The organism is Stenotrophomonas sp. 109824_Sma (genome assembly GCF_056480025.1).
This window is the reverse complement of sequence record NZ_CM151078.1, coordinates 3,937,448-3,958,723: the sequence shown is the minus strand read 5'-3', so window position 1 is coordinate 3,958,723 and position 21,276 is coordinate 3,937,448. Positions and strand designations below refer to the sequence as shown.

Sequence of the window (21,276 nt, the reverse complement as noted above, 5' to 3'; positions counted from 1 at the left end):
TACAATGGCGGCATGAGCGAATACACCATCCTGATCGCCGACGACCACCCGCTGCTGCGTTCGGCGGTGGTGCAGTCGCTGCGGCAGAGCCTGCCGCTGGCGCAGGTACGCGAGGTCGCCAGCGCTGAGGCATTGGCTGAGGCGCTCGACGCGCAGCCGGATGTGGACCTGGTGCTGCTCGACCTGACCATGCCCGGTGCACATGGTTTTTCCGCGCTGCTGCACGTGCGTGGCTCGCATCCGGACATTCCGGTGGTGATCCTCTCGTCCAATGACCATCCGCGGGTGATCCGCCGCGCGCAGCAGTTCGGCGCGGCCGGTTTCATCCCGAAGTCTGCCCCGGCGGAGACCATCGGCGAGGCCGTGCAGACGGTGCTGGATGGTGGCCTGTGGTTCCCGGCGATGGCCGCCGAACGCTCGGAGGCCGACGCACTGCTGGCCAGCCGCCTAGCCCAGCTGACCCCGCAGCAGTTCCGCGTGCTGCTGTGCCTGGCCGATGGCCTGCTCAACAAGCAGATCGCCTACACGCTGGGGCTGGCCGAGAACACGGTGAAGGTGCACGTCACCGCGATCCTGAAGAAGCTCGAGTGCCATAGCCGAACGCAGGCGGCAGTGCTGGTGAAGGCGCTGGAGCCCGAGGGCGACGCCGGCATCGGGTTGTAGTTTCCAGCCAACGGCGAAGCCCCTCGTGGGTGGACACGTAGAGTAGTTCATGAGTGAGGCCGGGCAGGTGGACTGCGCAGGGGCCGCTGCAAGTACGTCCATGTAAGCTCGGTCGCCGCATCCATGCGGCTCACGCCCCTGCGCAGCCCACCTGCCCGGCCATGGACAGGTTCCGTGCGCATCCATCCACGGAAGAGAAAGGAAGATCAAAAGCAAAGGCAGCCTGGCAGGCTGCCTTTTGTAGAGCCGAGCCCACGCTCGGCTGCTTTGCGGCCGGTCCGCGAAGCCGAGCATGGGCTCGGCTTTACACGAGCAAGCGCAGCGCGCGATCCGCTTTTGATCTTCTTTTTCTTCTCCGTGGGTGGCAGGCCACCGAAATCTGTCAGAGGCCGGTCGGGTTGGGTTCGCGGGGGTGTCAGCCGCATGGATGCGGCTGCCAAGCCTCCAGGGATGGATTCACGGCGTCCCCCGCGCACCCAACCCGACCGGCCCACCCACGGCTTTTGCTTTTCACGAGCAACCAGACACCACCCACGAGGGGCTGTGCCGTTGGCTGGAATCACCCGCGATGCCGGACCAGCAACTGACTCATCAGCGCCCGCAGCGCCGGCGGCTTCACTGGCTTGGCCATCATTCCCCAGCCACGCTCGGCGGCCATCTCACGCAATCCCGCATCGCGTTCGGCGGTGACCAGCACCACTGGCGGGCGTGCCTGCCACAGCTCCGCCAACGTCTCGTACAGCACCGGGCCGTGGTGATCGCCCATGCGCACATCCAGCAGCACCAGCTCCGGCACGGTCGTGGTACTGGCCAGCTGCAGCGCGGCCTGCGGGCCATCGGCCAGCATCACCTCGCAGCCCCAGCGCTCCAGCAACGCGCGGCTGGCTGCGCAGACGTGGGGATCGTCGTCGATCACCCACACCCGGCGCCCGCGCAGCGGATTGTCCGCGGCCGGTTCCTGCACCAGTACCGGCGCGGGTGCAGAAGCGGGAATCGCGCTGGCTTCACCGAATGGCACGCCTACGGCGAACACGCTGCCGTGGCCCAGCTGCGAGCGCAGCCGGATCGGATGTCCCAGCAGGCGGCCGATGCGGTCGACAATGGCCAGGCCAAGGCCGGCGCCGCGCTGCTGCCCGTCGTGCAGGCGGCGGAACTCCTCGAAGATCTCGCTCTGCAACGCGTCGGGAATGCCGGGACCCTGATCGTGCACTTCGATCCACAGCATGCCTTCGCGGCGACGGCAGCCGAGCAGCACGCGGCCGCGTTCGCTGTAGCGCAGTGCATTGGACAGGAAATTCTGCAGGATGCGCCGCAGCAGTGCTTCGTCGCTGACCACCACCGCATCGGTATCGATCCAGTCGACCACCAAGCCGCGTGAGTGCGCGGCGATACCGAACTCGCGCGCCAGCGTCTGCAGCAAAGGTCCGAGCCGGAACGCCTGCACACGGGTCGGCAGGCTGCCCGATTCCAGCCGCGCAATGTCGAGCAGGCTGTTGAGAATCGCGTCCTGCGCGGCCAATGCAGCGTCGATGTGATCGCTGGTCTGCTGCTGCGCAGGGTCGCTCAGCTTGCCGCGCAGCACCGAGACGAACATGCGCGCCGCATTGAGCGGTTGCAGCAGGTCGTGCACCGCCGAGGCCACGAAGCGGGTCTTGTAGCGGTTGGCCTGTTCGGCTTCGCGGCGTGCTTCGTCCAGATCGTGGGTGCGTTCGGCAATACGGTGTTCCAGTGCATCGGCCAGCGAGCGCAGTTCGCGCGCAGCGTTCTTGTAGCTGGTGATGTCGGCGTAGCTGGTGACGAAGCCGCCATCGGGCAGGGGATTGCCGCGGATCTCCAGCACCGTGCCGTCGTCCTTCTCGCTTTCGCGCATGTGCGGGCGGCCGCTGCGCAGGTGGTTCAGGCGGCGCTCGATGGCCTCGTCCACCGGGCCGGGACCGAGCAGGCCACGGCGTGCATTGAAGCGGAACAGGTCTTCGATCGGCCGGCCCACGCGTACCAGGTCCAACGGGAAGCGGAACAGTTCCAGATAGCGCGAATTCCACGCGACCAGGCGCAGTTCGCGGTCGATCACCACCACGCCCTGGGGCAGGTGTTCGAGGCTGCGGCTGAGGCCGCTGTCGGCATCGGTGGCGGCCTGCAGCAGGCCATCCTGCGCGGTGCGCAGTTCCTGTGCATGCTGCTTGAGCAGGGTTTCCAGCTCGCGGCGGCTGCGCAGGCGATGCTTGGCCAGGCGCCGGCGCTGCTGCACGAACAGCACCAGGAAGCCCAACGCCAGCCATGCGGCACCACCGGTGAGTGCCGCGGCGCGGCCGGCAGCGGTGGCGGCGCTGGCGTCATGCAGCAGGTGCAGGTTCCAGCCTTCGGCGGGCAGCGGCAGGCTTTGCCACAGCATTGGCTGCGGAAGCGCAGGGTCCAGCAGGCGCACCATGCGGCCGCCGTCGGCCAGCACGTCTTCTGTGCGTGCGCGCAGCGGCTGCAATGTGCGGTCGGCGTACTGGCGGGCGTCCAGCATCTCGCGGCGCTCATCGGCGCCCAGCGGGCGCAGCAGCCGGTAACGCCAGCTGTCACGGTTGGCCAGGAACACCACGTCGTGGTCGTCGCTGGCCAGCACCACGTCGGGGCTGCTCAACCATTCCTGTTCCAGCGCGGACAGCTCGACCTTGATCACCACCACGCCCAGCCGCTTTCCGTCTTCTTCGATGGCCTGCGAAAGGTAGTAGCCGGGCACGCCGGTAGTCATGCCGATGCCGTAGAAGCGGCCACGGCCCTGCGCCAGCGCCTGGCGATAGTAGGGGCGGTAGCTGTAGTTCTCGCCGACATTGGTGGTCGGCTGGTCCCAGTTGCTGGCCGCCACCGCCACGCCGTCATGGCCGACCAGGGTCAGCGTCGAAGCACGGGTGACTTCATTGGCGCGTTGCAGCTTGAGGTTCAGCCGCTGCCGTTCGGTGGGCGAGGGCGGCACGCGCAGTGCGTGCAGAAGATCCGGGTCCAGCGCCAGCACCTGCGGCAAGGTGCCGAAGCGGTCGATGCGCTGCTGCAGGCCCTGGCCGTACAACTGCAGCTGGCGCTGCACCTGGCTGCTTTCCTCGCCAAGCGCGCGCCGCCAGGCGTAGTGGCCAGCGGCGACCGCGCACAGCACGGTGCCACCGACCATCACCAGGATCGTCAGCAACAGCATCCGATGGCGGCTGAGCCAGTACATGGCGGCAGTCTACGCAGGGCCGGCGGGCGTGGCGTGCACGCCCGCCGGGGTCTGACGTGGAAGGGGTCAGAAGTGCATCTGCGCGCGCAGCTCGAAGATCTCCGGCGTGCTGTGCACACCACGACGGCTGGCGTCGACCTTCACGTAGTTGGCCTGGAACTTGAAGTGGCTGGTCAGGTACCAGTTCGCACCCAGGGTGAGGTCATGCTGGCGGCCACCGAGGATGTCGCCGTCATCGAGATCCAGGCGGCTGTAGCGTGCCACCAGTTCGACTGCGCCGTAGTTGTGCGCCGGCTTGATGTTGGCCACCGCGCCGGCGTTGTACGGGCGCGATTCGCCGGTCAGCACCCAGCTGGCCATCGCGTACTGGCCACTGCCGGTGTAGTCGGGCTTGCCGTCATGACGGGTGACCGTGGCGCGCAGCGCTTCGGCCTGCAGCGAGAACGGGCCGCGGATCCAGATGCCTTCCAGGCCGGTGCGGCGGATCTGGTCGGCGGTGACCAGCGCACCGGAATCGACGTAGCGGATGTCGGTCAGGCCGGCTTCCGGGCGCGCGCGCAGGCGGGCGCTGGCCTCGTGGTGCACGTCGCGGCCATCGCTGTAGCCACGCGGGTTTTCCTGCGAGTAGGCCAGGCCCAGGTGGATCACATCACCCGGTGCCTTCACCGGCGTCCACACCGCACGCACGGCCTGGGTGGTGCCGGGGTTGTCGCCCTGCAGGTCCTTGCCGCCATAGGCGCCGGCCTGCAGCAGGTACTGCGGGCGCTCCAGCACCCACTCCACACCGGTGCGGCGGCCTTCGTAGAAGGCCTGCACCGGCAGCGAGGTTTCCAGGAAGCTGCCGGCACGCGAAGAGGTGTTCGCATCCAGACCGACCGGGGTCTTCATGTAGCCGAAGCGGAAGCGGCCGACGTCACGGCCGAAGAAGGCTTTGCTCTCGAAGCGCACGAACACGTCCAGCCAGGTATCGGCCTGGAAGTCGTAGTAGACCATCGCATCGTAGACGCCCTTCTTTTTCAGCGTCGCGCCGAATTCCTTGCGGCGCACGGCATCGTCGTCCTCGAGGCCACTGGCCGAGGAGAAGTCGTTGTAGTCGTAGGCGATGTTGGCGGTGGCCGCCAGCTCGGTGCCATCACCGAAGGTGTACTTGGTCGGCCAGTTGTCGAAATCGGCGGCCGAGGCGAAGGCGGGAAGGGCGGCCAGCGACAGGGCCAGCAAGGTGGGATTCGGGCGCATGTTGGGTGCGGCTCTCTCAGATTGCGTGTGGACAGGACATCAACGGCCGCGAGGGCCGGAACTTTCGCAAAGACTCGCCCAGCCGTTCAGCCCGGGCCACCAGCCTCCCCAGGATCGGGCGGTGCGGCGCCAGTGTAGGCACCTGTGCCACCTGAACCGGGGGGCTAGTACCAATAGGTTATCTGCGCCGGCGTGCCTGGCGCGTACAAAGGCGTCCATTGGTCGCACCCCCTGTGCGTGCTGCACAGGGCCTGCGAGCAGTTTCCACGGTAACGGTTCCCGTGCAGTCCCGGGGCCGTACGTGCCTGAAAACGCCCCTTCCGGAGTCCGCCATGCACATCCCGACCGCAGCACCGGTGCCTGCAAAGCCGTTGCCGATCTATCGCCAGCTGTACTTCCAGGTGATCGTGGCGATCGTCCTGGGCGCCATCCTCGGCCACTACGAGCCGCTGATCGGCGAGAAGATGAAGCCGCTCGGCGATGCCTTCATCAACCTGGTGAAGATGATCATCGCGCCGGTGATCTTCCTGACCATCGTCACCGGCATCGCCAGCATGACCCACCTGCGCACGGTGGGCCGGGTGTTCGCCAAGGCGATGGCGTACTTCCTGTTCTTCTCCACGCTGGCGCTGATCGTCGGCATGATCGTGGCGCACGTGGTGCAGCCCGGCGCCGGCATGAACATCAACCCGGCCGAGCTGGACCAGACCGCGGTGCACAGCTACGTCGAGAAGTCGCACGACCTGACCCTGGTCGGCTTCCTGATGGACATCATCCCGAAGACGCTGCTCAGCGCCTTCGTCGATGGCAACATCCTGCAGGTGCTGTTCGTGGCCGTGCTGTTCGGCATCGCGCTGGCGATGGTGGGCGAGAAGGGCAAGCCGGTGCTGAACTTCCTGGAGGCGCTGGTCGCCCCGGTGTTCAAGCTGGTGCACATCCTGATGAAGGCCGCCCCGATCGGTGCCTTCGGTGCGATCGCCTTCACCATCGGCAAGTACGGCGTAGGTTCGCTGATCAACCTGGCCTGGCTGGTGGGCTCGTTCTACCTCACCGCGTTCCTGTTCGTCGCGGTGATCCTGGGCCTGGTCTGCCGCCTGTGCGGTTTCTCGGTGTTCAAGCTGGCGCGCTACCTGAAGGCCGAACTGCTGCTGGTGCTCGGCACCTCCTCGTCGGAGTCGGCGCTGCCGTCGCTGATGGAGAAGATGGAACGCGCCGGCTGCAGCAAGTCGGTGGTGGGCCTGGTGGTCCCGACCGGCTACTCGTTCAACCTGGACGGCACCAACATCTACATGACCCTGGCGGCGCTGTTCATCGCCCAGGCCACCAACACCGAACTGACCCTGGGCCACCAGATCGCCCTGCTGCTGGTCGCCATGCTCAGCTCCAAGGGCGCGGCCGGCGTCACCGGTGCCGGCTTCATCACCCTGGCCGCCACCCTGGCCGTGGTGCCGGAAGTGCCGGTGGCCGGCATGGCGCTGATCCTGGGCGTGGACCGCTTCATGAGCGAGTGCCGCTCGCTGACCAACTTCATCGGCAATGCCGTGGCCACCGTGGTGGTCTCGCGCTGGGAAGGCGCGCTGGACCGCAACCGCCTGAAGCTGGCGCTGGATGGCCGCGAAAGCGAACTGCCGCCGCCGGTCGATGCGCTGCCCGAGGCACTGCCGGCCAAGGGCTGATCCAGGTGTGTGGTACCGCGGGGCCGGTCACGACAGTGGTACGGCCCCGCGGCGTTTCAGGGCGTCCCATGGCTGTCATGGGCAGCGCCGAAGCTGGTGTCGCGGTACCGTCGCATACGGCACGGAATTGTGCGGTCGCAGCATGCCTGCGACAGGATAGCGACAGGTCCAGACGCTCCAACGGGGGTATCATCCCCTGTCCCTTCTGCCCATTCATGTAACCCACATCGATGTCCAACGAAGATTTCAAACAGGCCGCCCTCGATTACCACCGGATGTCCCCGCCGGGAAAGATCAAGGTTTCCGCTACCAAGCCCATGCTGACCCAGCGCGACCTGTCGCTGGCGTATTCGCCGGGCGTGGCGTACGCCTGTGAAGCGATCAAGGCCGACCCGCAGCAGGCCAGCGAGCTGACCGCCCGCGGCAACCTGGTGGCGGTGATCTCCAACGGCACCGCGGTGCTGGGCCTGGGCAACATCGGCGCGCTGGCCGGCAAGCCGGTGATGGAAGGCAAGGGCGTGCTGTTCCAGAAGTTCGCCGGCATCGATGTGTTCGACATCGAAGTCGATGAGACCGACCCGGACAAGCTGGTCGACATCATCGCCTCGCTGGAGCCGACCTTCGGCGGCATCAACCTTGAAGACATCAAGGCGCCGGAATGCTTCGTGGTCGAGCGCAAGCTGCGCGAGCGCATGAAGATCCCGGTGTTCCATGACGACCAGCACGGCACGGCGATCATCGTCGGCGCGGCGGTGCTCAACGCCATGGCGATCACCGGCAAGAAGATCGAGGAAGTGAAGCTGGCGACCACGGGCATGGGCGCGGCCGGCATTTCCTGCGTGAACATGCTGGTGCAGCTGGGCCTGAAGCCGGAGAACATCCTGGCCTTCGACCGCGAGGGCGTGATCCACACCGGTCGTACCGACCTGGACCCGGAAAAGCAGCGCTATGCGCGCGACACCGACAAGCGCACCCTGGCCGAGATCGTCGACGGCGCGGACATCTTCCTGGGCCTGTCGGCGCCGGGCATCCTGACTGCCGACATGGTCAAGACCATGGCGCCGGATCCGGTGATCTTCGCGCTGGCCAACCCGACCCCGGAAATCATGCCGGAACTGGCGCGCGCCGCGCGTCCGGACGCGATCATCGGCACCGGCCGTTCGGACTACCCGAACCAGGTCAACAACGTGCTGTGCTTCCCGTACCTGTTCCGTGGTGCGCTGGACGTGGGCGCCACCGCGATCAACGAGGAAATGAAGATCGCCTGCGTGCGTGCCATCGCTGCACTGGCCCGCCGCGCCGCCACCGACATGGGCTCGGCCTACGGCGGCGACACCCCGAGCTTCGGCCGTGAATACCTGATCCCGCGTCCGTTCGACCGCCGCCTGCTGGTGGAGCTGTCGGCCGCCGTGGCCCAGGCCGCGATGGACTCGGGCGTGGCCTCGCGCCCGATCGAGGACATGGGCGCCTACCGCGACAAGCTGGCCCAGTTCGTCTACCGCACCAGCCTGATGATGAAGCCGGTCTACGACCGCGCGCGCAGCGACAAGCAGCGCGTGGTGTACGCCGAAGGCGAAGAGGAAGTGGTGCTGCAGGCGGTGCAGAACGTGGTCGATGACGGCCTGGCGCACCCGATCCTGATCGGCCGCCCGGAAGTGATCGAATCGCGCATCGAGCGCCTCGGCCTGCGCCTGAAGATCGGCGAGAACGTTGAAGTCACCAACATCAACGACGACCCGCGCTTCAACGAGTACTGGCAGTACTACCACGGCCTGACCGGCCGTCGTGGCGTGACCGTGGCCGCGGCGAAGAACCTGATGCGTTCGCGCCCGACCCTGATCGCGGCGGTGATGGTGGCGCGTGGCGAAGCCGATGCGATGCTGACCGGCATCGTCGGCCGCTTCCACAAGAAGCTGGGCTACGTGCGCAGCGTGCTGCCGCTGGAGCCGAAGGTCACCTCGACCTCGGCGATGACCGGCGTGATCAACCAGCAGGGCGTGTTCTTCTTCGTCGATACCCACGTGCAGGAAGACCCGACCGCCGAGCAGCTGTGCGAAGCGACCCTGCAGGCGGCCTACCGCATGAAGCTGTTCGGCATCGAGCCGAAGGTCGCGCTGCTGTCGCACTCCAACTTCGGCAGCCATGATTCGAAGGACGCGCTGAAGATGCGCCAGGTGCGCGAGCTGCTGCTCAAGCGCAACCCGCGTCTGAACGTGGATGGCGAAATGCAGGGCGACACCGCGTGGGATGAAGCGCTGCGCCAGAAGCTGCTGCCGGGCTCGACCCTGCAGGGCCGCGCCAACCTGTTCGTGCTGCCGAACCTGGAAGCGGCCAACATCGCCTACAACCTGGTGCGCGTGTTCACCGACGGCGTGGCGATCGGCCCGATCCTGATGGGCGTGAACAAGCCGGTGCACATCCTGACCACCAGCGCGACCTCGCGCCGGATCCTGAACATGACCGCGATTGCCGCGGTCGATGCGCAGATCCGCAAGCAGCTGGAAGCGGAAAAGAAGGCGTAAGCCTTCTTTCCGATTCCAGCTGCAGAAGCGCGCCCCTCGGGGCGCGCTTCTGTTTCCGCGCAGCGGAAACCGGTAGTGCCGGCCGCTGGCCGGCAACCCCGATGATGTCCAGGCGCACAACGGCAGCCGGCCAGCGGCCGGCTCTACCTCCGGGCTGTGCCACACGCGCTACGCAGCCCGGTCATTTCCCTGAAACGCCATTGCGGCCCAATACGCACACGCGGCCCGGCCGTGGGAAGGGACCGGACCGGCCTTCCCACCCTGGGCCCGACCACCTCCCCATCGGCGAAAGTGTCATGCGCAATCGAGTGACCCGGCGGTATTTCCAGCAGCTGTTCGCGCTGTACGCAGGTTTCGTGCAGTCGCGCTGAGGCAGCGATGCGGTAGCGCCGGGCAATGCCCGGCGAACGTGTGGTGCGTAGGTGTCAGTGCCGTTTGCCGCGGCGTGCCGGGGCCGGCGGCGGTGCGTCGGAACGCGGCTTGGCGTACTGCGCCCACAGTGCCGGCAGTGCCTTGCCGGTGTGCTTCTGCCACAGCGCCGGTGCATAGCGGCCGTCGCGCAGGGCCTTGTCCAGCGCCAGCACCAGGCCCGGGTGTTCGGCGTCGGCCCACTTCAGGAACGCGCCGGTGACACGGTAGCCGCTGTCGAAGTTCTGCCCCTTCTCGACCTTGCCCGGCAGTGCCCAACCGGCTGCGGCATTGTCCATGCCGTAGCGGTCGCGTGCGTAGTCGGCGATGCCTTCCACCAGCCAGCCCGGCACCCGTGCGTCGCCATAGCCCGGATAGCCCTGCACGATGTGCATGGCCTCATGGGTGACCAGGTCGATGTCATTCGGGTGCTGCGCCAGCCAACCCGGGTTGATGGTGATCGTCGCCGCCTGGTCCTTGTCGCCGACGAATGCGATCCCGGTGTAGGCCGGATCGATCACGATGCGCACCATCGACGGCGCGGCCGGGTGGAAGTCCGCACGTTCGCGCAGGTAGGCGAAGTAGAACGTATCGATCACCCGCTTGCGCTGCGGCGCGGCCAGGGCGCCACGGGCGTCCTGGTAGTTCAGCGTCACGCCGTCGCGGGTCAGCTGCGCATCAAAGGCCTGGGTCTGGCCGAAGCTGGAGAAGGAAAGGGCAACGAGGGCCAGAGGCAACAGACGGTAGCGCATAGGGCTCATTGTACGGCGCTGGGCGCCAACAGTTCGATCTCCGCCAGCGGCAGCCGGCCCGGTGCGGCCAGGCGCAGCCGGTACTCGCTGTAACGACCGGGTTTGGCGATGCGGAACGGACGGGTCTGGCGGGCGGATTCGAAGGCTTCGCCGCTGCGCTGGTCGAGCACGGCCCAGCGGCCGCTGCCGTTGCGCGCTTCCAGCGCCCACTCACCGCCCTGGATGCGGCCGTCACCGCTGGTCAGCGTGTACATCGTCGGCGTGCCGTCACTCAGGCCGGTCAGCGCGATGGTTGCACCGTCGCCCAGGCCGACGCTGGTGGCCGCGTCGTCATCGACCAGCGCCGGCAGGGCGCGGCCATCGGCCAGCGTTGCCTTCGCGCCGCTGCCGAGCAGGTCGTGCAGCAGTTGCGGGCGCTGGCCACGCGCGGTCAGCGAGCGCGGCACGTCATCCACGCCGCTGCCCCAGCGCGACGGCTGCGGCCCCATCACGAAGTCCAGCGTCGCACCCTTGGCAATCAGCGCGTGCGGCACCCAGGTCTTCGTCCAGGGCTGGCCGTTGATCTTCAGCGACTGCACGTAGACGTTCTGACGCGAGTTGTTGGCCGCGTTCACGGTCAGCACCGCGCCGCCCTGCAGTTCCACCCGTGCGTGCCGGAAGGCGGGCGAACCGATCACGTACTCCGGCGCGCCCATGCGCAGCGGATACAGGCCCAGCGAGGCCAGCACGTACCACGCCGAGGTCTCGCCGTTGTCCTCGTCGCCTGGATAACCCTGACCGATCTCGCTGCCGACGTACAGCCGCGCCAGGATCTCGCGCACATGCTGCTGGGTCTTCCACGGCTGCCCGGCGTACAGGTACATCCACGGGATGTGATGCGCCGGCTGGTTGCTGTGCGCGTACATGCCCATGCGCACGTCGCGCGCTTCGGTCATCTCGTGGATGGTGCCGCCGTAGGAGCCGGCCAGTGCCGGGTCCGCGGTTTCCGGCGTGGCGAAGAACGCATCCAGCTTCGCCGCCAGCTTGTCGCGGCCACCGTACAGTGCGGCCAGGCCTTCGCCATCGTGGGCGGCGGTGAAGGCGAAGGTCCAGCCATTGGATTCGGTGTAGTCGTGGCCCCACACGCGCGGGTCGTAGTCCTTTGCGTCCACGCGCCAATGGCCATCGGCAGTGCGGCCCTGGAAGAAGCCGGCGGCCGGATCGAACATCGTCGCGTAGCTGGCGGCGCGGTAGCGGAAGTAGTCGGCCTCGGTGCTGTAGCGCTCGCGTGCAGCCGGCGTTGCGGCGCGCCTGGCCAGCGCATCGGCCATGTTGGCGATGCCGAAGTCATTGAGTGCGCCTTCCATCGTCCACGACATGCCTTCGTGCACGTCCGCGCTGGCGTAGCCACGGAAGGTCGAACGGTCCATGCCCTTGCGGCCGACATGGCGGTCGGGCGGGACCACGGTCGCGTTCTTCAGCGCGGCGGCATAGGCCTCGGCCGGATCGAAGCCGCCGATGCCCTTCAGCCACGCATCGGCGAAGGCCACGTCCGAGCTGGTGCCGACCATCAGGTCGGCGTAACCCGGCGACGACCAGCGCGCGATCCAGCCACCGGCGCGGTACTGTTCGATGAAGCCCTGCACCATCTGCCCGGCATCGTCGGGCGTGAACAGTGCATAGGCCGGCCAGGTGGTGCGGAAGGTGTCCCAGAAGCCGTTGTTGACGAACACCCTGCCATCGCGCACGCCGGTGAAGCTGCGGCTCGCACTGCCTTCGGTGTTGTCATCGCTGGCGCTGGCCTGGTTGGCGTAGCGCCAGTCCGGTGCGGCCGCGCTGCCCGCGTTCTCGTGGCCGGAATTGGGGTACAGGTACAGCCGGTACAGGCTGGAGTACAGCGTGGTCTTCTGGTCGTCGCTGGCATCGCCGATGTCGAAGCGGGCCAGGCGCGCGTCCCATGCATCCTGCGCGCGGCCGGCCACGCTCTCCAGCGTATCGGTGGCGGCGATCTCCAGTGCCAGGTTGTGCCGCGCCTGCTCCAGCGAGATCAGCGAGGTGGCGATGCGCATCGTCACCCGCCGGTCGCTGCCGGCGTCGAACTTGATGTAGCCGGTCGGGCGCCCGGTGTCGAGACGGCCGCTGCTGCGCCAGGGCTTGTCGAAGCTGGCCACCACGTACATGCGGCTGGCGCCGTTGGACAGGCCGCTGCGCGTATCGGTGTAGCCGGACAGCGTCTGCGTGGCGGCGTCCAGGGTCAGGCCGCCACGCGCATCGACGTTGTCGAACAACAGGTTGGCGTCACCGTCCTCGGGGAAGTCGAAGCGGAACAACGCGGCATGATCGGTCGGCGCGATGGCGGCGGCGATGCCAGTGTCGAAGCGCACGTCGTAGCGGTAGGGGCGCGCGCTTTCATGGCTGCGGTCGAACGACAACGCGCGCTTGCGGCGGTCGGCGTCCGGCGCGCCACGGCTGGACGAGGGCATCACCTGGAAGGTCTGGCGGTCGCCCATCCACGGGCTGGGCTGGTGGCTCAGCGCAAGCGCCTGCAGCTGCGGACGGTTCTGCGCATCGTTCTGCTCGTTCCAGCGGTACAGCCAGTTCAGTGCGCCGGCATCGGTCACCGGGGTCCAGAAGTTGAACCCGTGCGGCACCGCCGTGGCCGGGAAATTGTTGCCGCGCGAGAAGGTGCCGTTGGCCTGGGTGCCGCGGGTGGTCAGCACCCAGTCGGAGACGCGCTGTGGCTGCTGCCTCGGCTGTGCGTCCAGGCGCACATCGTCGATCCAACCAGAGACCGGCGCGCCCTCGGCACTGGCCACCTCCAGTTCGATCGCCACCACGCGGCGACCCCTCAGCGTGGGTACGTCGCCCAGCCGCACCGCCTTGCGTGCCCACTGCTGCGGGTACAGCGTCTTCGACTCGCCCTGCGCGCGTGCGCCGATCGCCACGCCATGCTGGTCCCGCGCCGCACCGGCCGAAACGCGGCTGCCATCGTCCAGCAGCAGGTCCAGCGAGACATAGGTCGAGGCGACGGTGTCCTTGCCGACGATCTCCGGCAGCACGAGCCAGGACAGGGTGGTATCGGCCTCGATGGGCAGGTCGGCCTTGAACAGTTCGCGCCGCGCGCTGCCGCCCTCGCTGCTGTAGTGCAGTGCATGCAGGCCGCTGTAGCCGGCGTTGCGCTTGGCGGTGTAGGGGGCGGCCGGTCCATTGCCGATCGTGACCTGAAGTGCACCCGCGGCCTGCGTCGGGGCAGGTTCGCCCGGTTCGAACGAGGTCTGCAGCCCCTGTGCCAGCACCGGCATCGCAGTGGTCGCACAGGCCAGGGCCAGGGCGAGTGGAAGCAGGGCGCGGCGCGGATCGGACAGGGTCATGCAAGGGTCTCCCGGAAGGGCTGGCGGCGGGCAGAACCCGCATCGGCGGACACCACGGACAGCATCGCTCCGCCCGCCAGGCTGGCAGTGGAAGAGGCGATGCCGGTCCGGTGGGGGCGGGCCATGCGATCGGGTCGGATTGGAGGGGTCGGGGTGCGACCTGGCCCGATCCTGCAACAGCCGCCGCGCGCTGACAAGTGCCATTTAGTTCGATCCAAATGCGGGAAATATCGCTGGAGGCGATTCCGGCGAGCGAACCTGCCGGAACCACCGCGAAATCCCGCTTGGCGCCGCCGCCCGGCGTGCGGCGGGGCGGTGTGCGGCATCGACGGGTGCATGCGAAGACCCGTTGCGGCGCAATGTCGGTGCGGCCCAGATGCTAGAATCACAGGCCTCGCAACCCGTTCACCGACATCCGCCATGAGCCATACCGCCACCGCGCCCGCCAACGCCGAGAAGCGCTACACCGTGCACCGCAGCGATCTGCCGCTGAGCTGCCCGACCCCGGAAATGGCGCTGTGGAACTCGCATCCGCGCGTGTACCTGCCGATCGAAGACGAGCCCAACGGCGAAGCGCAGTGCCCGTACTGCGGTTCCGTGTTCGTGCTGGCCGACTAAACGGCGGCCCCTTCGATGCGCCGATTGACCGTGGTGCAGTTGCTGCCGGCGCTGCACTCCGGCGGTGTCGAGCGCTCGACCCTTGAAATTGCTGCGGCCCTGGTTGCCGCCGGCCATCGCGCGCTGGTCGTATCCGCGGGCGGCCGCCTGGTGCAGCCGCTGCTGGACAGCGGTGCCGAGCACCTCACCCTGGACATTGGCCGCAAGTCGCTGCTGACCCTGCGCCACCTGCCGACCCTGCGCCGGCTGTTTGCCGAGGTTGGCGCGGACATCGTGCATGCCCGTTCGCGGCTGCCGGCCTGGCTGGGCCTGTACGCGATCCGCGCCATGCCCGCCGCACAGCGCCCGCATTGGGTGACCACCGTGCACGGGTTGAATTCGCCCAGCCGCTACAGCGCGGTGATGACCAGCGGCGAACGCGTGATCTGCGTGTCCAATACCGTGCGCGCCTACGTGCAACGCCACTACCCGACGGTGCCGGAAGAGAAACTGCAGGTCATTCCCCGTGGTGTCGATGTCGGCCAGTTCCCACGCGTAGCGCGTGCCGACCGTCGCCCGCGGCTGGCCCTGGCGGCCGATTACCCCTGGCTGGCCCAGGTTGAAGGCCCGCTGCTGCTGCTGCCCGGGCGCGGCACCCGGCTGAAGGGCCACGCCCACGCGCTGCAGCTGCTGGCCGACGTGCGTGCCGCCGGCGTGCCTGCGCAGCTGTGGATGCTGGGCACCGACGAACCCGGGCGCGAGGCCTATGTGGCTGAGCTGCGCCGCCAGGCTGCGGCATTGGGCGTGGCCGAGGCCGTACAGATCAGCACGCCGACCGCACGCATCGCCCAGGCTTACGCCGCCAGCGATCTGGTGCTGCAGCTGTCGGACAAGCCGGAAGCCTTTGGCCGCACCGTGGTCGAGGCGCTGTCGGTCGGCCGCCCGGTGCTGGGCTGGGACCACGGTGGCGTCGGCGAACTGCTGCAGCAGCTGCAGCCCAGCGGCGCGGTACCGCTCGGTGATGCGCGCGCGCTGGGTGAACGTGCGCTGGCCCTGCTGGCGCAGCCGCCGTCCTTGCCGACCCGCATCCCGCTTACCCTGCAGGCCATGCAGCGCGATACCCTCCGCCTCTATGCCGATCTCGCCGGCTGACCCCGCTGCCATCGTGCGCGACGACCGTGCCGGGCGCTGGGCGCCGTGGTGGGTGCTGGCGTACGTGACGATGTGGCCGTTGCCGGGCATCGCCGAAACCGTGCTGGGCCTTGGCGCGCTCTATGCCGCCGCGCGCATGGTCATGCGCCGGCTGCAGCGCCGCCCGCACCTGTTGAGCACGGCAGCCTGGGCGCTGACCTCGATCCTGTTCCTTGGCTACTGGCTGCCGCAGGCGTTCTCGGCCATCGATGCCATCGATCCGTCGGCCTCGTGGACCAAGGCCGCTGCCGGACTGCGCTACCTGCCCTTCATGTGGCTGGTGGCGATCGCGGTGGCCACACCGGAACGGCGGCGGCTGACCTTCGGTGGCCTGGCACTGATCACCGGCGCGTGGACGCTGGACGCACTGGTGCAGGCGCTGGCCGGCACCAGCCCATGGTTCTGGTCGTTGGAACAACTGAAGCTGGCCGTGAGTGGCCACGCGCTGTGCCCGGCCGACGAAGGCGCGCTGGCCGACCGCCTCAGCGGCGCGCTCGGGCCGTGCAACCTGAAATTCGGCCAGGTGCTGGCCAGCCTGTCACCGTTCCTGCTGCTGCCGATGGCGCGGCGGTTCGGCAGCGCGGGGTGGCTGCTGGCCGCTGCCGCACTGGGATGCGTGTTGCTGTTGGCCGGTTCGCGCGCCTCGTGGATCACCTTTGCACTGGTGCTGGCCTACAGCGGCGTGCGCCAGTTCGGCTGGAAGCGGCTGCTCCTGCTTGCCCTGGTGGCAGCGCTGGGCACGGCCGCACTGACAGTGGGCGTGCCGCAGCTGCGCGAGCGTGTTGCGCGCACGGCCCAGGCATGGAACGAAGACGGGCAGGGCGTTGACGAAGCGCTTTCGGGACGCGCGCGGATCTGGACCGCGGCCGTGTGCATGATCGAGGAGCATCCGGTCAACGGTGTCGGTGCGCGCGGCTTCCGCGATGCGTATCCGGCCTGCGTGGCCGACGAAGGCCCCGCCGTGTGGGGCAACCAACCGGCATTGCACGCCCACCAGATCGTGCTGGAAATCCTTGCCGAGACCGGCGTGCTGGGCCTGCTGCTGTGGTTGGCGGCAGTGGCGCAGGCCTGGCGGGCCTGGCGCTATGCTCCGCCGGCCGCGCGTGACCGCGCCCGACCGGCGATGCTGGCGCTGGCGGTCACGGTGTTCCCGCTCAATACACACCTGGCGTTCTATTCCGCGTTCTGGGGTGGCCTGACCGTGCTGCTGGCGGCCATGTTCGCCGGCAGCCTGCTGGCCCGCGACGCAGATGATTCCCCGCCGCTGAAGTGACCGCGCACCCGCGCATGGCAGGGATCAACCATGGCGCCGATCAGTAGATCCACGCCATGCGTGGATGGGGCTTTCCCGACCCGAACACGGCGACATCTCCACTATCGGTGTCCCCACCGGTCGCGCACGCTGGAGGCATGGCCAGCCCCAGACTCCGCTACGGTCGATTTTCCCGATCCGGGAACGTGTATTCACTGACCACAGCAACCCTCGGCCGCGAACCGCTCTTCGCCGACGCCGCCAACGTGGCGATCCTGGTTGACTGTCTGCGCTTCGTTGAGCGCCGCGGTATCAGCCACAGCCTCGCCTGGGTGGTGATGCCCGACCATCTGCACTGGCTGATGGAGCTGCGCAGCGAAACCCTGGCCGAGTGCATGGCCCTGCTGAAGTCGCGCAGCAGTCGGCTGCTGAACCGGCGATTGGAGCGGCGAGGGGCGCTGTGGCAGCACGGGTACCACGATCACGCCGTACGCAGTGATGAATCCCTTCATGAGAAGGCGATGTACATCCTGGCCAATCCGGTCCGTGCGGGCCTGGCCAGCGCGTTGGGTGAGTACCCGCACGCATGGTGCCGTTGGCCGTTGTAGGTGCCGGTACCCGAATGTAGAGCATCCACGCATGGCGTGGATCTACTTGTAGAAATCGCTCCGGCCGCCGGGCTGGCGCTTGAAACGGCGGTGGATCCACAGGTACTGGTCGGGGGCCTCGCGCACCATCTCCTCGATGGCCTGGTTGACCCGCGTGGTATCGGCTTCCACATCCTCGCTGGGGAAATTCTCCAGCGGCGCACCAATCTTCAGGATGTACTTCCCGCCTTCGCGGCGGTGGAAGTACGGAATCACCGCACAACCGGTCATCCGCGCCAGCTGGTGGGTCGCGGTGATGGTCGACGCGGTGTGGCCGAAGAACGGCACGAACACGGTGTCCTTGCCACGCATGTCCTGGTCCGGCGCGTACCAGAGGAAACCACCCTTCTTCAGATGGCGCACGGTCGCGCGGATGTCCTCGTTGGCGAACATCGCCTTGGCATAGCGCAGGCGGCCGAACTTCACCGCCCACTCGTACACCGGGTTCTTGTGCTTGCGGTACATGCCGGACAGGTCGACGTAGTCGCACAGCAGGCGTCCGCACATTTCCAGGGTCATGAAGTGGCCGGAGACCAGCAGCACGCCGCGGCCTTCGGCCTGCATCTGCCGCAGGTGTTCCAGGCCTTCGATCCGTACCTGCGGGCGGATGCGGTCAATGCTGCCCCACCAGGCACGGATGCACTCGAACACGCCGACGCCCAGCGCATCGAAACTGTCGCGCACCAGGCGCTGGCGCCAGGCTTCGTCCTTCTCGGGGAAACACAGCTGCAGGTTGACCTCGGCGGCGCGGCGGCGGCTGCCGAGCAGGCGCCAGGTGATCCAGCCGACGCCCCGGCCCAGCGCGCGCTGCAGCATCCACGGCAGGCGGGCGATGGCGAAGGCGCCGAACATGGCGGCGAACATCGGCCAGTTGCGCGGATCGCGCAGCGATGGGCGGACGGCGGTGGAGGCATCTGACATGGGTCCATTCTACCAAGGCGGCCGCGTGTCTTTCCCCGGGGGCTCCCGTATCCTTGCCGCATGCGTAAAGACCCTGTCGAATGGATCCTGCGCGGCCTGTATTCGGTCGTGCTCTACATCCTGCTGCCGATCACCGTGTACCACCTGGTCTGGCGCGGCTTCCGGGTCCGTGAATACTTCCGGCGCTGGGATGAACGCTACGCCTCCTATCCGCAGCCGACCGGCCAGCCGCGGGTCTGGCTGCATGCGGTCTCGGTAGGCGAGGTCAATGCCGCCGCACCGCTGGTCAATGCCCTGCGCCAGCAGCGCCCGGACATCCGCTGGGTGATCACCACCATCACCCCGACCGGCTCCGAGCGGGTGCGTGCGCTGTGGGGCGACGCCCTGGACCACGTCTACCTGCCGTACGACGTGCCGGGCAGCGTCAACCGTTTCCTCGGCCATTTCCAGCCCAGCCTGGCGCTGATCCTGGAAACCGAGCTGTGGCCGAACATGCTGTTCGGCTGCCGTGACCGCGGTATTCCGGTCTACATCCTCAATGCCCGGTTGTCGGCGCGTTCGCTGCGCGGCTACCGGTTGCTGGCCGCACTGATCCGCCGCGCGCTGCGCACCGTCACCTGCGTGGCCGCGCAGTCGCAGGACGATGCCGAGCGCTTCGTGCAGCTGGGGGCGGAGCCTGGCCAGGTGCAGGCGCTGGGCAACCTGAAGTTCGACATCGCCACGCCGGATGTGCAGGGCTTCGTCGAACAGTTCCATGCGCGGGTACCGGCCGCTCGCCCGGTATGGATCGCCGCCAGTACCCATGACGGCGAGGAGCAGGCGGTGATCGACCTGCACCGGCGCCTGCGCCAGCAGCATCCGGACCTGCTGCTGCTGTGGGCACCGCGACATCCCGAGCGTTTCCCGAAGGTGGAAGCGTTGGCGCGCGAACAGGGCTGGAGCGTGGCGACCCGCCGCGTGGACCAGTGGCCGCACGCGGCCACCGATGTGTTCGTCATCGATACCCTCGGCGAGCTGATGCCGTTCTATGCCTGCGCCCAGGTCGCCTTCGTCGGCGGCAGCCTGCAGGCCATCGGCGGCCACAACCTGCTGGAGCCGGCCGCGATGGGAACGGCGGCGGTGACCGGTCCGCACCTGCACAACTTTGCGGAAATCTCCCGGCGCATGCGCGAGGCCGGTGCGCTGCTGATCGGCGAGGATGCGCAGGCGGTGGGCGATCTGCTGCAGCACCTGCTCGACGATGCCCAGGCCCGCGAGGACATGGCACGCGCCGGTTGTACGCTGGTCAGCAATGGCCGCGGCGCGCTGCAGCGCACGCTTGCCCTGGTCGCGCCGCACCTGCCACCGCCGCGCGAGTGATCGCGGCAGCGCGGCGTCAGCGGCGCTGTCGAGCATTGTCGTGATCAACTTCATCAATTCTGCTTAGCGACCATTTTTCTGTCGTTGCTGGACCGACCCTGCCACTGGCAGCGTGCCTGCCATCACATCGTGGCGCACACGGCACCGATTCTGATTCCGCAGGGCGACGCAGGCTGCCAGCCTGCTGTCGACCGCGCTTGGGCGGATATCAAGGGAACTTGCGATGGACGGCGACAGGGGCAGGGACGGCACCGGTGGGGCCCGGCTGGGCATGGACCATCTGGCGGTGGTGGCGCTGACGCTGCTGGTGGGCGGCAGCGTGATCGCGCTGGTGGGCCAGCAAACGGCGGCGCAGGCCGGCCCGGCCATCGTGCTGAGCCTGCTGCTGGCCGCACTGGGGGCTGGCCTGGTGCTGTGCTGCCTGCAGGATCTGGTGCTGCAGCTGCCTGCGGCAGAGGGCCTGCACGGGCTGCTGGCCACCAGCTGGGGGCCGCGGGTGGCTGGCGTGTTGGGCGTGGCCCTGCTGCTGGAGCTGGTGGCGACCACGGCGGGCGTGGCGCAGTCCATGGCCCACCATGTACACGCGGTGCTGGCCGCGGGAGGCCTCCAGGCCAGCGACTGGCTGCCGGAACAGGTGACGGCGGTGGTGGGTCTGCTGGTGCTGGGCGCGCTGGCGTTGCTGCCGCCTCGGCGTGCGGTGCTGGTGGCCTGTGCCCTGCTGACGGTGAAGATCGGTGTCGGGGTATTGCTGCTGGCGCTGGCGGCACGTCATGTGCACTACGCGCACTGGATTCCCTGGCTGCCACCGGCGACCGCGCCGTATCGCTTCGGGCTGGGCGGTGTGCTGGCGGCTGCGGTGCCGCTGCTGGGGGTATTTGCCAGCGTCGGCTTGGCACTGGGATTTCCTGCGCTGCGCCGCCAGGGTGCGATGTGGCAGCCGGCCGTGCTGGCGCTGGTCTCGTTGCTGGCGATGTTGCTGCTGATCGTGCTGGCAGCATTGCAGGCCGGGCTGGTCGAGTTTTCCGCGCTGGCCAGTACCCGGCCCCTGTCCGTGGCGCTGCAGATGCATCCGCAGTTGCAGTGGATGCTGCCGTTGTTGCCCCTGGCTGGGGCAGCGGGCCTGGCCGCCCTGCAGCTGGTGCTGCTGATGCTGGCCGTGCGGCTGGCAACGTCGCTATGGCCGGGGGAGAGGGAAGCAGTGGGACGTTCCCGCGGCCTGATCGCGGCGGGGGTCGGGCTGCCGGCGGTGATGCTGGTGCTGTGGCTGCCGTTGGGCAGCCTGCCGGCGCTGCCGGGTCCGGCAACCCTGTTGGTGATGGCGGCGCTGTGCCTGGCGGTGCTGCGGCGGCGGAGTGGCACGGGGCAGGGTGCAATCGGTCGCGAACTGGTGCTGCCGATGCTGGCGCCCGTGGCGGCCGCGCTATGCCTGCTTGCGGCGCTGGAGCGACTGCGGGCATGGCCGGGCTGACGGTTCGCGGGGCCACCCAACGGGTCGGTGCG

The 21,276-nt window shown here is 68.2% G+C and carries 14 protein-coding genes; 9 read left to right on the top strand and 5 right to left on the bottom strand.

Going from position 1 to position 21,276, the window contains the following annotated elements; genetic code table 11:
- Positions 1-12 precede the first annotated feature (12 nt).
- A complete protein-coding gene (locus tag ACZK1G_RS18535; RefSeq protein ID WP_049442935.1) occupies positions 13-663 on the top strand; it encodes a response regulator in 651 nt (216 codons plus the stop codon).
- A gap of 559 nt (positions 664-1,222) precedes the next feature.
- On the opposite strand, the gene ACZK1G_RS18530 is transcribed toward ACZK1G_RS18535, so the two are convergent.
- Positions 1,223-3,865 carry a hybrid sensor histidine kinase/response regulator gene (locus ACZK1G_RS18530; protein WP_101766047.1) on the bottom strand — a complete coding sequence of 881 codons (2,643 nt, stop codon included), beginning with the start codon at positions 3,863-3,865 and terminating at the stop codon, positions 1,223-1,225.
- A 66-nt stretch (positions 3,866-3,931) separates the two neighbouring features.
- A complete protein-coding gene (locus ACZK1G_RS18525; protein ID WP_075676289.1) occupies positions 3,932-5,101 on the bottom strand; it encodes an OprO/OprP family phosphate-selective porin in 1,170 nt (389 codons plus the stop codon).
- A gap of 332 nt (positions 5,102-5,433) precedes the next feature.
- Here ACZK1G_RS18525 and ACZK1G_RS18520 point away from each other — a divergent pair, with 332 nt between their 5' ends.
- The gene (locus tag ACZK1G_RS18520) at positions 5,434-6,777 is read left to right on the top strand and encodes a dicarboxylate/amino acid:cation symporter (protein ID WP_014038427.1); all 1,344 of its coding nucleotides are present in this window, start codon (positions 5,434-5,436) and stop codon (positions 6,775-6,777) included.
- Between the two features lie 230 nt (positions 6,778-7,007).
- A complete protein-coding gene (locus tag ACZK1G_RS18515; protein WP_087923578.1) occupies positions 7,008-9,299 on the top strand; it encodes an NADP-dependent malic enzyme in 2,292 nt (763 codons plus the stop codon).
- Positions 9,300-9,724: 425 nt separating this feature from the next.
- Here the strand turns inward: ACZK1G_RS18515 and ACZK1G_RS18510 are convergent, their stop codons facing one another.
- Together ACZK1G_RS18510 and ACZK1G_RS18505 are read right to left on the bottom strand one after the other, a co-directional pair.
- Positions 9,725-10,468 carry a basic secretory protein-like protein gene (locus tag ACZK1G_RS18510; RefSeq protein ID WP_014038425.1) on the bottom strand — a complete coding sequence of 248 codons (744 nt, stop codon included), beginning with the start codon at positions 10,466-10,468 and terminating at the stop codon, positions 9,725-9,727.
- Positions 10,465-13,809, bottom strand: coding sequence for a GH92 family glycosyl hydrolase (locus ACZK1G_RS18505; protein WP_101766046.1), 3,345 nt, complete (start codon positions 13,807-13,809; stop codon positions 10,465-10,467). Before ACZK1G_RS18505 ends, ACZK1G_RS18510 begins: the two co-directional genes overlap by 4 nt.
- Before the next feature lie 420 nt (positions 13,810-14,229).
- Here ACZK1G_RS18505 and ACZK1G_RS18500 point away from each other — a divergent pair, with 420 nt between their 5' ends.
- The 4 genes from ACZK1G_RS18500 to ACZK1G_RS18485 all read left to right on the top strand — a co-directional run bounded on the left by ACZK1G_RS18500 (position 14,230) and on the right by ACZK1G_RS18485 (position 17,457).
- Entirely contained in the window at positions 14,230-14,427 is a 198-nt protein-coding gene (locus ACZK1G_RS18500; protein ID WP_005410967.1) for a zinc-finger domain-containing protein, read from the top strand.
- Positions 14,428-14,442: 15 nt separating this feature from the next.
- Entirely contained in the window at positions 14,443-15,558 is a 1,116-nt protein-coding gene (locus tag ACZK1G_RS18495; protein ID WP_049442909.1) for a glycosyltransferase, read from the top strand.
- Complete coding sequence (locus ACZK1G_RS18490) at positions 15,539-16,870, top strand: O-antigen ligase family protein (RefSeq protein ID WP_101766045.1); 1,332 nt, start codon at positions 15,539-15,541, stop codon at positions 16,868-16,870. The genes ACZK1G_RS18495 and ACZK1G_RS18490 overlap by 20 nt, the downstream gene beginning before the upstream one ends.
- A 137-nt stretch (positions 16,871-17,007) precedes the next feature.
- The gene (locus ACZK1G_RS18485) at positions 17,008-17,457 is read left to right on the top strand and encodes an REP-associated tyrosine transposase (protein WP_049442911.1); all 450 of its coding nucleotides are present in this window, start codon (positions 17,008-17,010) and stop codon (positions 17,455-17,457) included.
- A 42-nt stretch (positions 17,458-17,499) separates the two neighbouring features.
- Here the strand turns inward: ACZK1G_RS18485 and ACZK1G_RS18480 are convergent, their stop codons facing one another.
- Positions 17,500-18,417, bottom strand: coding sequence for an LpxL/LpxP family Kdo(2)-lipid IV(A) lauroyl/palmitoleoyl acyltransferase (locus ACZK1G_RS18480; protein ID WP_049442912.1), 918 nt, complete (start codon positions 18,415-18,417; stop codon positions 17,500-17,502).
- A gap of 60 nt (positions 18,418-18,477) precedes the next feature.
- On the opposite strand from ACZK1G_RS18480, the gene waaA reads away from it, so the two are divergent.
- Both waaA and ACZK1G_RS18470 read left to right on the top strand, forming a co-directional pair.
- The gene (gene waaA / locus ACZK1G_RS18475) at positions 18,478-19,776 is read left to right on the top strand and encodes a lipid IV(A) 3-deoxy-D-manno-octulosonic acid transferase (RefSeq protein ID WP_049442913.1); all 1,299 of its coding nucleotides are present in this window, start codon (positions 18,478-18,480) and stop codon (positions 19,774-19,776) included.
- Positions 19,777-19,999: 223 nt separating this feature from the next.
- Entirely contained in the window at positions 20,000-21,244 is a 1,245-nt protein-coding gene (locus ACZK1G_RS18470; protein ID WP_101766044.1) for an amino acid transporter, read from the top strand.
- Positions 21,245-21,276 lie beyond the last annotated feature (32 nt).

Excerpts from the sequence above, each read along its gene's own strand:
- ACZK1G_RS18530 (WP_101766047.1), bottom strand. The coding sequence starts at position 3,865 with ATGTACTGGCTCAGCCGCCATCGGATGCTGTTGCTGACGATCCTGGTG.
- ACZK1G_RS18535 (WP_049442935.1), top strand. The coding sequence starts at position 13 with ATGAGCGAATACACCATCCTGATCGCCGACGACCACCCGCTGCTGCGT.
- ACZK1G_RS18520 (WP_014038427.1), top strand. The coding sequence starts at position 5,434 with ATGCACATCCCGACCGCAGCACCGGTGCCTGCAAAGCCGTTGCCGATC.
- waaA (WP_049442913.1), top strand. The coding sequence starts at position 18,478 with ATGCGTAAAGACCCTGTCGAATGGATCCTGCGCGGCCTGTATTCGGTC.
- ACZK1G_RS18510 (WP_014038425.1), bottom strand. The coding sequence starts at position 10,468 with ATGAGCCCTATGCGCTACCGTCTGTTGCCTCTGGCCCTCGTTGCCCTT.
- ACZK1G_RS18500 (WP_005410967.1), top strand. The coding sequence starts at position 14,230 with ATGAGCCATACCGCCACCGCGCCCGCCAACGCCGAGAAGCGCTACACC.
- ACZK1G_RS18505 (WP_101766046.1), bottom strand. The coding sequence starts at position 13,809 with ATGACCCTGTCCGATCCGCGCCGCGCCCTGCTTCCACTCGCCCTGGCC.
- ACZK1G_RS18515 (WP_087923578.1), top strand. The coding sequence starts at position 7,008 with ATGTCCAACGAAGATTTCAAACAGGCCGCCCTCGATTACCACCGGATG.
- ACZK1G_RS18470 (WP_101766044.1), top strand. The coding sequence starts at position 20,000 with ATGGACGGCGACAGGGGCAGGGACGGCACCGGTGGGGCCCGGCTGGGC.
- ACZK1G_RS18495 (WP_049442909.1), top strand. The coding sequence starts at position 14,443 with ATGCGCCGATTGACCGTGGTGCAGTTGCTGCCGGCGCTGCACTCCGGC.
- ACZK1G_RS18490 (WP_101766045.1), top strand. The coding sequence starts at position 15,539 with ATGCCGATCTCGCCGGCTGACCCCGCTGCCATCGTGCGCGACGACCGT.
- ACZK1G_RS18525 (WP_075676289.1), bottom strand. The coding sequence starts at position 5,101 with ATGCGCCCGAATCCCACCTTGCTGGCCCTGTCGCTGGCCGCCCTTCCC.
- ACZK1G_RS18480 (WP_049442912.1), bottom strand. The coding sequence starts at position 18,417 with ATGTCAGATGCCTCCACCGCCGTCCGCCCATCGCTGCGCGATCCGCGC.
- ACZK1G_RS18485 (WP_049442911.1), top strand. The coding sequence starts at position 17,008 with ATGGCCAGCCCCAGACTCCGCTACGGTCGATTTTCCCGATCCGGGAAC.